This is a genomic window from Rhizobium sp. ERR 942, assembly GCF_007828395.1.
Lineage (GTDB): Bacteria > Pseudomonadota > Alphaproteobacteria > Rhizobiales > Rhizobiaceae > Rhizobium > Rhizobium dioscoreae.
In genome coordinates this window covers 350051-365452 of sequence record NZ_VIUA01000005.1, presented here as the reverse complement: position 1 = coordinate 365452, position 15402 = coordinate 350051, and the positions used below count along the sequence as shown (strand labels likewise).

Annotated in this window: 13 protein-coding genes; 4 read left to right on the top strand and 9 right to left on the bottom strand. The window is 62.4% G+C overall.

From position 1 onward, the window contains the following. Positions 1 to 38: 38 nt before the first annotated feature. On the bottom strand, positions 39 to 1148 hold the full coding sequence (locus FBZ97_RS21805; protein WP_113421195.1) for an RHE_PE00001 family protein: 1110 nt from the start codon (positions 1146 to 1148) through the stop codon (positions 39 to 41). A gap of 168 nt (positions 1149 to 1316) precedes the next feature. On the opposite strand from FBZ97_RS21805, the gene FBZ97_RS21800 reads away from it, so the two are divergent. Continuing rightward, positions 1317 to 3824, top strand: coding sequence for a heavy metal translocating P-type ATPase (locus FBZ97_RS21800; RefSeq protein WP_145321953.1), 2508 nt, complete (start codon positions 1317 to 1319; stop codon positions 3822 to 3824). 229 nt (positions 3825 to 4053) lie between these two features. Here FBZ97_RS21800 and FBZ97_RS21795 read toward each other — a convergent pair whose 3' ends face one another. After that, on the bottom strand, positions 4054 to 5244 hold the full coding sequence (locus tag FBZ97_RS21795) for an acetyl-CoA C-acyltransferase (protein WP_113353749.1): 1191 nt from the start codon (positions 5242 to 5244) through the stop codon (positions 4054 to 4056). A 167-nt stretch (positions 5245 to 5411) separates the two neighbouring features. On the opposite strand from FBZ97_RS21795, the gene FBZ97_RS21790 reads away from it, so the two are divergent. Together FBZ97_RS21790 and FBZ97_RS21785 are read left to right on the top strand one after the other, a co-directional pair. Continuing rightward, positions 5412 to 5639, top strand: coding sequence for a type II toxin-antitoxin system VapB family antitoxin (locus FBZ97_RS21790; RefSeq protein ID WP_113353750.1), 228 nt, complete (start codon positions 5412 to 5414; stop codon positions 5637 to 5639). Beyond that, positions 5639 to 6034: a type II toxin-antitoxin system VapC family toxin gene (locus FBZ97_RS21785; RefSeq protein WP_113353751.1), complete on the top strand. Its 396-nt coding sequence runs from the start codon at positions 5639 to 5641 to the stop codon at positions 6032 to 6034. Before FBZ97_RS21790 ends, FBZ97_RS21785 begins: the two co-directional genes overlap by 1 nt. Positions 6035 to 6057: 23 nt before the next feature. Here FBZ97_RS21785 and FBZ97_RS21780 read toward each other — a convergent pair whose 3' ends face one another. The 7 genes from FBZ97_RS21780 to hutI all read right to left on the bottom strand — a co-directional run bounded on the left by FBZ97_RS21780 (position 6058) and on the right by hutI (position 13887). Further along, complete coding sequence (locus tag FBZ97_RS21780; RefSeq protein ID WP_112341489.1) at positions 6058 to 6363, bottom strand: hypothetical protein; 306 nt, start codon at positions 6361 to 6363, stop codon at positions 6058 to 6060. A 103-nt stretch (positions 6364 to 6466) separates the two neighbouring features. Continuing rightward, complete coding sequence (locus tag FBZ97_RS21775) at positions 6467 to 7906, bottom strand: MFS transporter (RefSeq protein ID WP_113353752.1); 1440 nt, start codon at positions 7904 to 7906, stop codon at positions 6467 to 6469. A gap of 197 nt (positions 7907 to 8103) precedes the next feature. Further along, positions 8104 to 8766 (bottom strand): sulfite oxidase-like oxidoreductase, encoded by a 663-nt coding sequence (locus tag FBZ97_RS21770; protein ID WP_113353753.1) that lies wholly within the window; start codon positions 8764 to 8766, stop codon positions 8104 to 8106. An 80-nt stretch (positions 8767 to 8846) separates the two neighbouring features. After that, positions 8847 to 9410 (bottom strand): HutD family protein, encoded by a 564-nt coding sequence (locus tag FBZ97_RS21765; protein ID WP_145321951.1) that lies wholly within the window; start codon positions 9408 to 9410, stop codon positions 8847 to 8849. Between the two features lies 1 nt (position 9411). Continuing rightward, positions 9412 to 11097 carry a urocanate hydratase gene (gene hutU / locus FBZ97_RS21760; RefSeq protein WP_113331567.1) on the bottom strand — a complete coding sequence of 562 codons (1686 nt, stop codon included), beginning with the start codon at positions 11095 to 11097 and terminating at the stop codon, positions 9412 to 9414. 1 nt (position 11098) lies between these two features. After that, positions 11099 to 12634, bottom strand: coding sequence for a histidine ammonia-lyase (gene hutH, locus FBZ97_RS21755; RefSeq protein WP_145321950.1), 1536 nt, complete (start codon positions 12632 to 12634; stop codon positions 11099 to 11101). Beyond that, on the bottom strand, positions 12631 to 13887 hold the full coding sequence (hutI, locus tag FBZ97_RS21750) for an imidazolonepropionase (protein WP_113331565.1): 1257 nt from the start codon (positions 13885 to 13887) through the stop codon (positions 12631 to 12633). Before hutI ends, hutH begins: the two co-directional genes overlap by 4 nt. A gap of 101 nt (positions 13888 to 13988) precedes the next feature. Between hutI and FBZ97_RS21745 the strand changes: the two genes are divergently transcribed. Next, positions 13989 to 15332, top strand: coding sequence for a formimidoylglutamate deiminase (locus tag FBZ97_RS21745; protein WP_113331564.1), 1344 nt, complete (start codon positions 13989 to 13991; stop codon positions 15330 to 15332). Positions 15333 to 15402 lie beyond the last annotated feature (70 nt).

The window sequence follows — 15402 nt, the reverse complement described above, 5'->3', positions numbered from 1 at the left end:
AGGTGGATGCGTCTACCCGCACAAGCCGCTGCAGCGCCTCAAAGCACGCCCCAGCCACGGTAGCGACCACGGCCTGTCATCTCGCGCAGGCCGAGTTCGGCCACCAGATTGAGCGCACCTCTGGAGGTGACGCCGACATGACGCGCGATCATCTTCGCCGAAACGATGGGCCGCGACAGCACGATATCGATGACTTCGGGCAAGCTGCTGTTGGACCGCCGATCCTTGAGCCGGAGCTCCATCTGCAGCCGGGCAAGCGAAAGGCGATCGAGCTCCTTCAGACCTGAATCGGCCGAAAGTGCCATGGCTTCGAGAAAGGCTGTCAGCCGCGTGGTGCGATCTGGCGCACGCCGGCGGTCGTGACGGACGGCTTTCAGGCCGACATTCAGGCAAAAGAGATGGGATGTGACCTTGCCCCGGCTGCGCAGATAGGCGCTGACCAGCAAGCCGCCGAGCCAATGCTGCCGCCGCAGTGGCTCTATTCGCTCCCAGGCATCGAAAAGCACCGCCGCGCCGAGAGCGGACGGCAGCAGATCCGCCTCGCGAATGACAGCGCGCCAGCTCTCCAGCCGCTCATCCTCATCCCAATCCTCATCACGGATGAGTGCAAGGGGATCGTCAACGTCAACGGTCGGCTGCCGAGCTTCCGGAACGCCGCCATTCAGGATCTTGTCGGATCGGGCGAGGATCGCGTCGATCTCGGCGAAATCAACGCCGAAATCGTCTTCCCCATCCACCAGCTCGTCCGGCTCCATGGCCGGGGCAGGCGTCGAACGCGGCGCAATGATGTCTTCGGCTTCGCCGACGTCACCGCGCAGGACGGCAAGACCCGCCGCCTCCAGGCCCCAGGAAGGATCGGCGGTCCAAAGGCGGCGCCTGCTACGCAGCACCGCATGGGCGATGGTCAACTCGTGCGTCGGTGTGCGCGTATCCATGCGCGCATCATGCAGGACGAGATCCTCCACATGCACGAGTTCGCCGCCGACCCAGAGCGCACCAGCGGCATCGAAAAAGTGCCCCCGTTCGCGAAAACCATCCGCCACCGCATGCCTCAACACACGCTCATCCAGCCGCGCCAACATATCCTCCGCCTTGACGATGGCAGGCAGAAGCGTGGCAAGTTGCAGCGTGGTCAGATCATATCGCATTGGAATCACATCATTGCATCGATCTAACGGAACTTATCATCGCCGTCCGCGGCGAGATAGGAAGGCAACCCTGTGAACTGTGGATGGCAATCACTATTTTTCTTGACCTTCCAGCGATGGGAAGGTTCATAAGGCTTTCCGACGCCCTTTCGGGCAAAGGAGTAAGACATGGCACAGCACAACGAGCACGATCACGGCCATCATGGCCACGGTCATCACCATCATCATGATGCCGACATTCAGGATGTGGTGATCCGCGATCCCGTCTGCGGCATGACCGTCGATCCCGATGCTGGCAAGCCATCGCTGGATTATCGCGGCCGTACTTTCCACTTCTGCAGTGACGGTTGCCGTACAAAGTTCCAGGCTGCACCGGAAAACTACTTCACGGCGAAAGACCCGGTCTGCGGCATGCCGGTGGACCGTGCCACCGCCCGCCACTTCCTAAAGCACGAGGGCGAAAAATTCTATTTCTGCTCGGCCAGTTGCAAGGCAAAGTTCGAGGCAAATCCAGCCTCCTATCTCGACGGTAACAAACCGGCGCCAAAGCCGGTGCCGAAGGGCACGCTCTATACCTGCCCGATGCACCCCGAGGTCATCAGCGACCATCCCGGCGACTGCCCGAAATGCGGCATGGCGCTGGAGCCGATGGGTGTTCCCGCCGCCGATCACGGCCCGAACCCGGAGCTTGCCGATTTCACTCGCCGGTTCTGGATCAGCGCCGCCCTATCACTGCCGCTGCTTGTTATCAGCATGGGTCCGATGATCGGCTTGCCCATTCGCGACTGGATCGGCGAACCTCTTGCCACATGGGTCGAACTTCTGCTCGCGACGCCGGTCGTGCTTTGGGCGGCGCTGCCCTTCTTCCGCCGCGCCTGGAATTCGCTCGTCAATCGCAGCCCCAATATGTGGACGCTGATCGGTCTCGGCGTCGGCACCGCCTATCTCTATAGCGTCATCGCCACGCTCGCCCCCGGCCTGTTTCCCATGAGCTTCCGAGGCCATGGTGAGAGCGTCCCCGTCTATTTCGAGGCGGCTTCCGTCATCGTCGCATTGGTCTTCGTCGGCCAGGTACTCGAGCTGAAGGCCCGCGAACGCACCGGCTCGGCCATTCGCGCGCTTCTCGATCTCGCCCCGAAAACAGCACGGCGCATCGGCGCCGATGGCAGCGAAACCGATGTGCCTGTCGACGAAATCCAGGCCGGCGACCGGCTACGCGTGCGCCCCGGCGAGCGCGTCCCTGTGGATGGCTCCGTCATCGAAGGGCAATCAACTGTCGACGAATCGATGATTACGGGCGAACCTCTGCCAGTCGAAAAGGCCACGGGCGACGCCGTGACCGGCGGCACCATCAACAGGAACGGCGGACTCATCATGCAAGCCGAAAAGGTCGGCGCCGAGACCACCCTCTCGCGCATCGTCGAGCTTGTCGCCAAGGCGCAGCGCTCGCGCGCGCCGATCCAGACGATGGTCGATCGCGTCTCCGCCGTTTTCGTGCCGGCTGTGGTCGCGGCCGCCATTATCGCCTTCGCCGTCTGGGCCTTTGTCGGGCCGGAGCCGAGGCTGGCGCATGCGCTGCTTGCCGCCGTCGCCGTGCTGATCATCGCCTGCCCCTGTGCGCTGGGGCTGGCAACGCCTATGTCGATCATGATCGCCACGGGCCGAGGCGCACATGAGGGCGTACTCGTGCGCGATGCCGAGGCGCTGGAACGCTTCGCCAAGGTGGACACGCTGATCGTCGACAAGACAGGCACGCTGACCGAGGGCAAGCCGAATCTGACCGACATCGTCCCCGCGACAGGCACAGACGAGGCCCGCCTGCTCTCGCTTGCTGCCAGCCTGGAGCGCGGCTCAGAACACCCGCTTGCCGAAGCGATCGTCGCCGGCGCCGAGGAGCGCAAGGCGCGATTCGTCGAGATCTCCGGCTTTGCGGCGGTGACAGGCAAAGGCGTCGAGGGCCACACCGGCGAAGCCGCGATCGCCCTCGGCAACGCGGCGATGATGTCCGATCTTGGCGTCTCGATCGAGGCCTTGAAGGCCGAGACGGAGCGCTTGCGCGGCGAAGGCAAGACCGTCATGTTCGTCGCCATCGACAGGAAGCTTGCCGGCCTCGTCGCCGTCGCCGACCGGATCAAGCCGACCACGGCCGCCGCCATCAAGGCGCTGCATGAGAGCGGCCTGACCATCGTCATGGCAACCGGCGACAACGGCAAGACCGCCGCTGCCGTCGCGAAGCAGCTCGGCATCGACGAAGTACGCGCCGACATGCTGCCGGAAGGCAAGAAGGCACTGATCGACGAACTACGCGCCAAAGGCCGCATCGTTGCCATGGCCGGCGACGGCGTCAACGACGCTCCCGCGCTTGCATCAGCCGATGTTGGCATCGCCATGGGCACGGGCGCCGACGTCGCCATGGAAAGCGCCGGCATCACGCTGGTGAAGGGCGATCTCAACGGCATCGTGCGGGCGCGCCACCTCTCGGAAGCGACCATCCGCAACATCAAGCAGAACCTTGCCTTCGCCTTTGGCTACAATGCGCTCGGCGTGCCGCTCGCAGCCGGCGTGCTCTATCCGGTCTTCGGCCTGCTTCTGTCGCCGATGATCGCTGCAGCGGCGATGAGTCTGTCCTCGGTCTCGGTGATCGCCAACGCACTCCGGCTGCGGTTGGTGAAATGAGGACATCGACCGCGTTTGTTCGCCTTCTCCGCACCCACGCGGCCCCTCACTCCTGCCCTCTCCCCGCCAGCGGGGAGAGGGGGCTTTGATCTAATAGCCTACGATCTGCCTGCAAATTCGCCGTCTGGCGCGGTCGTCCCTTCTCCCCGCCAAGCGGGGAGAAGGCTAGGATGAGGGGCATACTCGCAGGCGCGGCATCGGCAGATGCACCTGACTTGCCCGAATTCGCTTACCCAACCCGCTCCACAGCAATCGCCGTTGCCTCGCCGCCGCCGATGCAAAGGGCTGCGACGCCCTTCCTTGCACCCTGACGCTCGAGCGCATGCAGCAGCGTCACGATCAGCCGCGCACCGGTCGCACCGATGGGATGGCCGAGCGCGCAGGCGCCACCGTTGACATTGAGACGATCGCGAGCAATGCCGAGCTCCTTGGCAGCTGCCATGGCGACAACGGCGAAGGCCTCGTTGATCTCGAAGAGATCGACATCGCCGATCTTCCATCCGGTCTTATCGAGCAGCTTGCGGATCGCCGGGATCGGCGCGGTGGTGTACCAGGCCGGCTCCTGGGAATGCGTCGCATGCGCCTTGATCTCGGCAAGAATGGGCAATCCCTCGCGCTCGGCAACCGAGCGGCGTGTCAGGATAAGCGCGGCCGCACCATCGGCATTGGCTGAGGCGCTGGCCGCCGTAATCGTGCCATCCTTGCGGAAGGCGGGCTTCAGTGTCGGGATTTTTTCCGGCGAGACCTTTTGCGGATGCTCGTCCTTGGCAATGGTAATGGGGCCGCCCTTCGCCATGATGGAAACCGGGGTGATTTCGGCTTCGAAGGCGCCGTTCTCCGTTGCGGCACGGGCGCGCGATAAGGTCTCGACCGCATAAGCATCCTGATCGTCGCGGCTAAACTGATAGGCCTCAACCGCCAGCTCGCCGAAATCGCCCATGGAACGGCCCTTCTCGTAGGCGTCCTCGAGCCCGTCGAGCATCATGTGATCGAAGATGCGGTCATGGCCCATGCGATAGCCGCCGCGAGCCTTGGCCAGCAGATACGGCGCATTCGACATGGATTCCATGCCGCCGGCAACGGCGATCGAGACCGAACCAGCGAGAAGTAGGTCATGCGCCAGCATGGTGGCCTTCATGCCGGAACCGCAGACCTTGTTGATCGTGGTGGCGCCGACGGCATCCGGCAGGCCGGCCCCGCGCGCAGCCTGTCGGGCCGGCGCCTGTCCCTGCCCCGCAGGCAGGACGCAGCCAAACAGAACTTCATCCACTTTCTCCGCCGAAAGACCGGCACGCCTCAGCGCCGCGCGGATGACATGCGCGCCAAGCTCGTGCGCCTGCAAGGGCGAGAGATCTCCCTGGAAACGGCCCAGCGGCGTGCGGGTAGCGGAAACGATGACGATGGGATCGGTAGCGGACATGACATCTCCTCACGGACAGCAAACCATATCTTCGGACCATTCCTATCACGTTAGATGATGATCGTCATCTAAATATCGCAGAAAGTAGGATACAGCCAACGGCGCACATGATTGCCTTCCTCGCGCAGAGAGCTTAAGGATATCCATAGAATTTAAAGGGATATTCCATGCCGCTTTACATCAAGGACGATGCCATTGATCGATTGGCGCGGCGCTATCAGGCGCTGACCAAGGCCACGACCAAGACGGAAGCCGTGCGGCTTGCCTTGCAGAAGGCGCTGGATGAGGAGCTGACCAAGCCGGCGCTTGCCGACGTCGCGGTCACTTTCTGCCGCAATCTCAAACAGAAGGCCACCGCCAAAAGCGAAAGCGCCGGCATAGCGGAAGAGATTTGATGTTTATCGACGCTTCAGTGCTGTCGGCGATGATGACCGACGAGGAGGAGGCGCGTGCCTTCGCCATCCGCATGCAGCCGGCAACAGCGCGAATGACTTCGCCGCTTGTCGCGGCGAATGCCGCAATCCTTGTCTCCGATACTTTGGGATTGTCGCCGACCGAGGCCGGCGAAGCTGTCCGCACGTTTCTGCAGCTTATGAACGTTCAGCTGCTTGCTGTGCCGCCCCGCGCCGCCACCTTGGCGACGGAGGCCTACGAGCGCTATGGCCAAGGCGACCATATGGCGCGCCTCAGCCTTGACGATTGCATGACCTATGCCTGCGCTCGCTATTATCGCCAGCCGCTATTGTCGAAAAGCGACCGGTTCAAGCAGACGGATATCGAGCTGGCTTAAGACCAGCTCGAGCCATCACGCCGTTACGGGCAAAGCGAAGCGGAGCCTGCACTATAGGTGCTCGAACGAGCGCCGACGGAGTTAGGGGCAGCAGCGCATTGCAGGCGGGAAATGGAGTCGCCGGCGCGGATCGGACCTGTCACCGACGGATCGGTGTTGATGGTGCCGTCCGGGAGAATTGCGTCCTTGGAATGGTCGACATTGCCAACATCGGCCTGGAACGCCTCGACATTGACGCGCTTGGGATGATGCTTGTGAGCCTGCTCCGCCATGGCGGCGCTGGACATGCCGAGGACGAGAGCGGAGATGGCGAGGGTTCTGAGCAGCATGGGACTGCCTCCTGTGGGAGTTGACGCGGATTGCATATGGGAACTGGCAGCCCACATTACAGCGGCTTGCCTGTCAATATCGTTAAGAATTTGAAGGTTTTGATCAGGTCTTCACTTTATGGCGGGATACCTCTGCACCGGCATCGTGCGGCAGGCTGATAAAACGCAATGCGGAGATGCCACCGATAAGGCCAACGATGAGGAAAGCCCAGCGAAAATCGACAAGCGAAAGCGTTTCCCCACCATGAATCGTGCGCGAGAGATTGAGAACCGCAGCAGCGACGGCAACGCCAAGCAGCAGTGAAACCTGCTGCAGCATGCTCGACAATGTGGAGGCGGAGCTGCGCTGCGCGGCATGGATATCGGCAAACCCCAGCGTATTCAGCGCCGTGAAATTCATCGACCGCGAAAGCCCGGCGATGAATAGCAGACAATATATCAATAACTCCGGCGTCGACGGAGACAGAAACGCGCATCCGGCAATGCTGGCCGACGAGATCAGACCGTTGACCACGAGCACGTTGCGGAAGCCGAAGATTCTCAACATCTGCGTGGTGATCGCCTTCATGCCGAGATTGCCGGCGAAATAGAAGAGCAGATAGGTGCCGGCATCGATCGCCGTGCGCCCGAAGCCGACCTGGAAGAGCAGCGGGATCAGGAACGGCGTGGCGTTGATCGCCACACGGCTCGCCGTGCCGGCCGAAAGCGTCGACATGGCGAAGGTCTGCACCTTGAAGGCGGAGAGATCGAGCAAGGGCGCATCAACCGTCATAAAATGCCGGGTGGCGATGATGGAAAACACCACGCCTGCAGCGATCAACCCTATGCTGGGCGCCAGCCCCGTCGTGCCCTGCACCACGAATTCAAGGCCGGCAAGCAAGAATGTCAGCCCTGCCGCCGATTGCAGGAAGCCGACGAAATCGAGGCGGGCGACCTTTTCCTCCCGCTGATCCGGCACGAAGCGCAGGACGAGACCCAGACCGATAATGCCGATGGGGATATTGATCAGGAAGTTCCAATGCCAGCTGAGATAGGTGGTGATGAAGCTGCCGAGGACGGGGCCGATGACAGGCGCCGTCAGCGCCGGCCAGGTGATCATCGACATCGCATGCACCAGATCGGACTTGCGCGCGTTTTTCAGCACGATGATGCGGCCGACCGGCGTCATCAGCGCGCTGCCGACACCCTGCACGGCGCGGGCAATGATGAACTCGGTCAAATTCCCCGAAAGACCGCAGAACAGCGATGCCACGGTGAAGATGGTGATCGACGCCAGGAACACCCGCCGTGCACCATAGCGATCGCCGGCCCAGCCGGCCAGCGGCACGAAGGCGGCCATGGTGAGAAGATAGACCGTGATGCCGATGCTCATCGACACCGGCTCGACTCCAAAAGTTGTCGCCATCTGCGGCAGCGAGGTGGTGACAATGGTGCCGTCCAGGATCTGCATGAAGAAGGAGACGGCGACGACGAAGGCGATGATGCGGGACTGCCGGCCGAAACTTGCTTCGGAAGGCTCTTCTATGGTCCTGGCAACGGTCATGAGATGAAATTTCGGATATTGGCGTTCAAGGAAGCCGAGTACTCCCGGCAACAATCATACGATCATTGAATACGCCCATCATGGCGGCTTGCAAAGCCACAAACCCAGACGTCGCCATCAAAAATTGCCACGGTGACATAAGAACCGCGATTCGGGAGGGCCAGTGCAGGGTACTCACCCGCAAAGCGCCGAGAGCGTCAATCGTCCGAGTAACGCTGCTCCCGCCAGGGATCGCCATACATGTGATAGCCGTTCTTCTCCCAGAAGCCGGCCCTGTCGGCACCGATGAGCTCGATGCGGTTCAGCCACTTGGCGCTCTTCCAGAAGTAAAGATGCGGCACGACGAGACGCATCGGGCCGCCATGCTCGCCGGTCAGCGGCTGGCCCTCCCAGGCGGTGGCCAGAATCGCATCCTCAGCCGCGAAATCCGCAAGCGGCAGATTAGTAGTATAGCCGTCATAGCTCGTCAGCAGCACATGCTGCGCCTCCGCCGTCGGCATGGCGAGATCGAGGAGATCGCGTGTAGAAACCCCTTCCCAGCGATTGTCGTAGCGTGACCAGGTCGTCACGCAGTGGATATCGCTGACACGGGTGCTTTGCTCTATCGCCTGGAAAGCGGCCCAATCGAGGCTGAGTCGATTTTCCACGAAGCCGATTACATCGAGCCGCCAACTCGACAGAGAAATTTGCGGCTGCACGCCGAGATCCAGCACCGGCCAGTTCTTCACGAGATGCTGCCCCGGCGGCAGCCGCTCCGTCTCCGGCCGGCTGATACGCCCCGTCAGAAACTTGCCCTCCGCCGCCCAGCGGCGCTTGGAAGTCGTAAGCTTGCTATCGGCGGGGATCTGATCGTCGCTCATGCAGCTATCCTCTTTCTACTAGATAGAAATAGGATGACCGAGCTGGACAGGTGTCAAGTCAAGGAACGGCAGATAGCTGACTATATTACCGCGATGGCGATATGGAACAGCTGCGCCTTACCCGAGATCGAGTGCCCCCCGGCGCTGTCGTTGGAAATCAAAAGGCAATCGCCAGCATCAAGCGCCATGCCATCGATTTCGGCATTGCCGCGATGGCAAAGAACCAGATTGGTCCCGGTCTCGAAAGCGACCTCCCTATGTTCATCTATAGCAACCCGCCGCACGGAATGCGTAAAACGGCCCCGCCGCGTCATCACATTGAGATCGGTAATCGTGCCGTCGATCAGCGTCGCCGAAGTCGGCGCATCGGCAGCAAAGGGCAGCGGCTCGCTCGCCTGCGTCAGACGCTCGGGCGCGCGCCCCTCAATGAAGAGTGTCATGCCCTCACCCTCGAGAATGGATAGTGTGCGATCAATGCCGGGAAAGACCGAGAACGGCCCATCTGTGGCAACAGTCGCCATGCTGACGCGCCAGTCGAAGTCGGCAAGCCCGGCGCCGTCGGGCGAAACGGCGATCTCCACCGTTTCGCCGCCGCCGTTTTTCCAGGGCATGCGCTTGTGGTCACTGGCGCGCAGCAGCTTCATCTTAGTTCCCCAGGATGGCCGGCAGGCGCAGGCCCTGCTTCTTGGCCCAGTCGAGCGCGATGTCGTAACCGGCATCGGCGTGGCGCATGACGCCGGTCGCCGGGTCGTTCCAGAGAACGCGCTCCAGGCGCTTGGCCGCATCATCCGTGCCGTCGGCGCAGATGACCATGCCGGAGTGCTGGGAAAAGCCCATGCCGACGCCGCCGCCATGATGCAGCGATACCCAGGTGGCGCCGGACGCGGTGTTGAGCAGGGCGTTCAGGAGCGGCCAGTCGGAAACGGCATCCGAGCCGTCCTTCATGGCTTCCGTTTCCCGGTTCGGCGAGGCGACCGAGCCGGAGTCGAGATGGTCGCGGCCGATGACGACGGGCGCCTTCAGCTCGCCGTTCCTGACCATTTCGTTGAAGGCAAGTCCGAGGCGGTGGCGATCGCCGAGACCGACCCAGCAAATGCGCGCCGGCAGACCCTGGAAGGAAATGCGCTCGCGCGCCATGTCGAGCCAATTGTGCAGATGTTTGTTGTCGGGCAGCAGCTCCTTCACCTTGGCATCAGTCTTGTAGATATCTTCCGGATCACCCGAAAGGGCAGCCCAGCGGAAGGGGCCGATGCCGCGGCAGAAAAGCGGGCGGATATAGGCCGGCACGAAGCCCGGGAAAGCGAAGGCGTTTTCGAAACCCTCTTCCTTGGCGACCTGGCGGATGTTGTTGCCGTAGTCGAGCGTCGGCACTCCGGCATCCCAGAAGGCGACCATGGCTTCGACATGCACCTTCATAGAGGCACGGGCGGCAGCTTCGACGGCCTTCGGATCGCTCTCGCGCTTGGCCCTGTGTTCGGCGACCGTCCAGCCGATCGGCAGATAGCCGTTCAGCGGGTCGTGAGCGGAGGTCTGGTCGGTGACGATATCCGGGCGCGGGCCACCGGCCTTCATGCGCTTCACCAACTCAGGGAAGATCTCGGCGGCATTGCCGAGCAGGCCGACGGACTTGGCTTCACCAGCCTTCGTCCACTTGTCGATCAAAGCAAGCGCTTCGTCGAGCGTCTTTGCCTTCTCGTCGACATAACGGGTGCGCAGGCGGAAATCGATGCGGGTTTCGTCTGATTCGACGGCAAGGCAGCAGGCGCCGGCCATGACGGCCGCCAGCGGCTGTGCCCCGCCCATGCCGCCGAGACCACCCGTCAGGATCCACTTGCCCTTGAGATTGCCGTTATAGTGCTGGCGACCGGCTTCGACGAAGGTTTCGTAAGTGCCCTGCACGATGCCCTGCGTGCCGATATAGATCCACGAGCCGGCCGTCATCTGGCCATACATGGCAAGGCCCTTCTTATCCAGCTCGTTGAAGTGATCCCAGGTCGCCCAATGCGGCACGAGGTTGGAGTTGGCGATCAGCACGCGCGGCGCATCCTTGTGGGTGCGGAACACGGCAACCGGCTTGCCGGACTGCACCAGCAGCGTCTCGTCTTCGTTGAGCGTCTTCAGCGTCGCGGCGATACGGTCGAAGTCGTCCCAGGTGCGGGCGGCGCGGCCGATGCCGCCGTAGACGACCAGCTCGTTCGGGTTTTCCGCAACGTCCGGATCGAGATTGTTCATCAGCATGCGCAGCGGCGCTTCGGTCAGCCAGCTCTTGGCGTTGAGCTCCGGACCACGAGGCGCGCGGATTTCGCGGATATTATGGCGTGGGTTGGTCATGTCACATCTCCAAGGAGGGCAGGATGTTGGTTGAAATCGAGGCATTGAGCACGCCGGAGCCGATAAGCTCGCTGGCGGCTTTCAGGTCGTTCGCCATGTAGCGGTCCTCTTCCAGCGACGGCACGGCGGCGCGGATCGAAGCAATGGCAAGGGTCAGTTCCGGGCTGGTCGTCAGCGGCGCGCGCAGCTCGACGCCTTGGGCGGCGGTCAGCGCCTCGATGCCGATGATGCCGAAGAGGTTTTCGGTCATTTGCAGCAGGCGGCGCGCGCCATGACAGGCCATGGAAACATGGTCTTCCTGGTTGGCGGAGGTCGGGGTCGAGTCGACGGAGGCCGGATGCGACATCTGCTTGTTTTCGGACATCAGCGCCGCCGAGGTCACTTCGGCAATCATCAGGCCCGAGTTCAGGCCTGGCTTCTTGGCGAGGAAGGCCGGCAGGCCGTAGCTGAGCGCGGGATCGACGAGCAGCGCAATGCGGCGCTGTGCGATCGCGCCGATTTCGCAAACGGCGATCGCAATCTGGTCGGCAGCAAAGGCAACCGGCTCGGCATGGAAATTGCCGCCGGAAACGACAGAATTGTCAGACAGGACAAGCGGATTGTCGGTGACGGCATTGGCCTCGACTTCAAGCGTGCGGCCGACAGAGCGCAGGAGGTCGAGGCAGGCGCCATCGACCTGAGGCTGGCAGCGGATGCAATAGGGATCCTGCACACGCTCGTCGCCTTCGATATGGCTTTCGCGGATCACGGAACCGGCCAGCAGCCCGCGAAGGGCTGCGGCGGTATCGATCTGACCCTTATGGCCGCGCAGCGTATGAATATCGGGATGGAATGGGGCGGAGGAGCCCATCGCAGCATCCGTCGACATCGCGCCGGTGATGAGGGCGGCCTGGGCGGCACGATGGGCGCGGAAGAGACCCGCAAGCGCAAGACCGGTCGAGACTTGCGTACCGTTGATCAGCGCCAGCCCTTCCTTGGCGGCGAGCACGACCGGCCTCAGGCCGGCCTTTTCGAGCGCCGCCGCGCCGGAAAGCCGCTCGCCGGCATAAAAGGCTTCCCCATGCCCCATCATGACGGCGGTCATATGCGCGAGCGGCGCGAGATCGCCCGAAGCACCGACGGAACCCTTTTCGGGAATGACGGGGACGACGCCCTTTTCGAGCATGCCTTCGATCAGCCGCACCAACTCCAGCCGCACGCCGGAGGCACCGCGCCCGAGCGAAATGAGCTTCAGCGCCATGATGAGGCGAACGACGTTTTCAGGCAGCGGCTGACCGACGCCGCAGCAATGCGAGAGGATGAGATTGCGCTGGAGCGTCGCGACATCGGCGCTGTCGATCTTGATCGATGCCAGTTTGCCGAAGCCAGTGTTGATGCCGTAAACCGGCGCATTGCCGGCAGCGATTTCGGCAATACGGGCGGCCGCCTTGGCGATGTCGGCATCGAAGGACGCATCGAGCTTAGCCGGCTCACCGCTCCAATAGATCGTCGCCAGCTGCTGCAGCGAGACGGAACCCGGATGGAGAACGACAGTCATCGGTTGAACCTCTTTCCCTTAAAGACATGTGCATGGAGGGGATTGAAGCCGATGCGGTAGACCAGCTCCGCCAGGCTTTCGACATCCCAGATGGCAAAATCGGCCGACTTGCCGGCCTCGAGCGTCCCCGTTTCGCTCAGAAGACCAAGGGCACGCGCGCCTTCGCGGGTGGCGCCGGCGATGCATTCCTCGACCGTCAGGCGGAAAAGGGTGGCCGCCATGTTCATGGTCAGCAGCAGCGAGGTCAGCGGCGAAGTGCCGGGATTGGAGTCGGTCGCAATGGCGATCGAGACGCCCGCTTCACGCAGGGCCTGAACCGGCGGCTTCTGTTTCTCGTTGATGGCATAGAAGGCGCCGGGCAGCAGCACGGCAACCGTACCCGCCGCAGCCATCGCCTTGACGCCATCCTCATCGAGATATTCGACGTGATCGGCTGATAAAGCACCATAGGAGGCGGCAAGCTTGGCACCGCCGAGATTGGAAAGCTGTTCGGCATGCAGCTTCACCGGAATACCGAGCGACTTGGCAAGATCGAAGACGCGCGCGATTTCCGCCGTCGAAAAGGCGATGCCTTCGCAGAAGCCGTCGACGGCATCGACAAGACCTTCGGCATGGGCCTGGCTGAGGCCCGGCAGCACGACGTCAGTGATATAGTCGCCATTACGACCTTTATACTCCGCTGGCGCCGCATGCGCGCCGAGATACGAGGTGACGACGCGAACCGGGCGGACTGTCTCCAGCTTGCGCGCGGCCCGCAGCATCTTCAGTTCGGATTCAATGTTGAGGCCGTAACCTGACTTTACTTCGATTGTCGTTAGGCCTTCGGATAGCAGCGTATCGAGGCGCGGCAAGGCCACAGCGACAAGCTCATCCACCGACAGCGCCCGCGTTGCATTGACGGAGGAGACGATACCGCCGCCGGCACGGGCGATTTCTTCGTAGCTCGCGCCTTCCAACCGCATTTCGAATTCGCGGGCGCGATTGCCGCCATAAACGATATGCGTATGGCAATCCACGAGCCCGGGTGTCACCCAGCGCCCTTCGAGGTCGATGCTTTCGGCGCCCGATGTATCGGGCAGATCGGCTTCGCTGCCGGCAAAGACGATACGGCCGCCCTTGGTCAGGATCGCGCCCTTCTCGATAGTACCGAGCCGGGCCTCGCCCTCTTTCAAGGTTGCAAGGCGAGCGTTGCGCCAGACGCGGCTTGCCGTATCGCCGTCCTTGCCATCTTCGGAAAAATTATTCCCACCCATCAGCTTTACGCCTTTCCTCGTTGGCTCATAATGTATATACATAATCGAAAGGCTGACAAGAGGGATTTTGGACTCCATGTCCGAAAGGAAAGGGTGAGACCATGACGAGACTTCATGCACGCTCGGCACTGCTTGGCGACGGATGGCACGAGAATGTAAGGCTGACCCTCGAAGGCGGCCGCATCGCCGAGATCGCGACCGATGTCGCTCCCGAAGCCGGCGACGACAGGCAGGATGTTCTGGTTCCGGCGATGCCGAACCTGCACAGCCACGCCTTCCAGCGCGCCATGGCCGGCCTTGCCGAAGTCCGCGGCCCGGCCAATGACAGCTTCTGGAGCTGGCGCACCGTCATGTACAAATTCGCTTTGTCGATGACGCCGGACCATGTCGAGGCCGTCGCCGCACAGCTCTATATGGAAATGCTCGAAGCCGGCTTCTCCCGCGTCGGTGAATTCCACTATTTGCATCATGACAAGGATGGCAGCCATTACGCCAATATCGCCGAGCTGGCCGAGCGCATTGGCGCCGCCAGCTCAGAAACCGGCATTGCGCTGACGCTGCTGCCCGTCTTCTACGCTCATTCCGGCTTCGGCGGTGCCGCTCCCATCGACGGCCAGCGCCGCTTTATCAATTCGATCGAGAGCTTCGAAGCCCTTATGGCCGGCTGCCGCCCGGTCACGAGCCGCCTGCCTGGCGCCGAACTCGGCATCGCGCCGCACAGCCTGCGGGCCGTGACACCGGAAGAGCTGGCAAAGCTCGTGCCGATCGCCGGCGATGGGCCGATCCACATCCATGTCGCCGAGCAGGTGAAAGAAGTGGAGGATTGCATCGCCTGGTCGGGTGCCCGGCCGGTGCAATGGCTGCTCGACAATGCGCCCGTCAATGAGCGCTGGTGCCTGATCCATGCCACGCACATGACCGAGGATGAGACGCGGCGCATGGCTAGAAGCGGCGCGATCGCCGGCCTTTGCCCGATCACCGAAGCCAATCTCGGCGATGGCGTGTTCCCGGCACCGCTATTCTTGGAGGAAGGCGGCCACTACGGCGTCGGTTCCGATTCCAATATTCTCATCTCCGTGCCGGAGGAGTTGCGGCAGCTCGAATATTCGCAGCGCCTGGCGCTACGCGCCCGCAACGTCATTGCCACGACGGGCGGTTCGACCGCCCGCATGCTGTTCGACGGCACTCTGGCGGGCGGTGGCGCGGCTCTCAAGGCACCGGCCGGCCTCGCCGTCGGTAATCACGCCGATATCGTTTCGCTCGATGTAAGTGCGGTACCCTATCTCTCCGGCGACCGTATTCTCGATCACTGGACCTTCGCCGGCGGCGTCACCGTGGACGGCGTGTGGGCCCTGGGTAAAAAGCAGGTGGACGGGGGCCGACATCTGAGGAGAGAGGCAATCACCACGCGATTCCGCAAGGCGATGGCTGAACTTATCGGTTAAAAACCGCTTTTCCTCCCATCGATTGACCCCTAAATAACTTGCGGGAAATCCCATGTCTCACACGGAACAG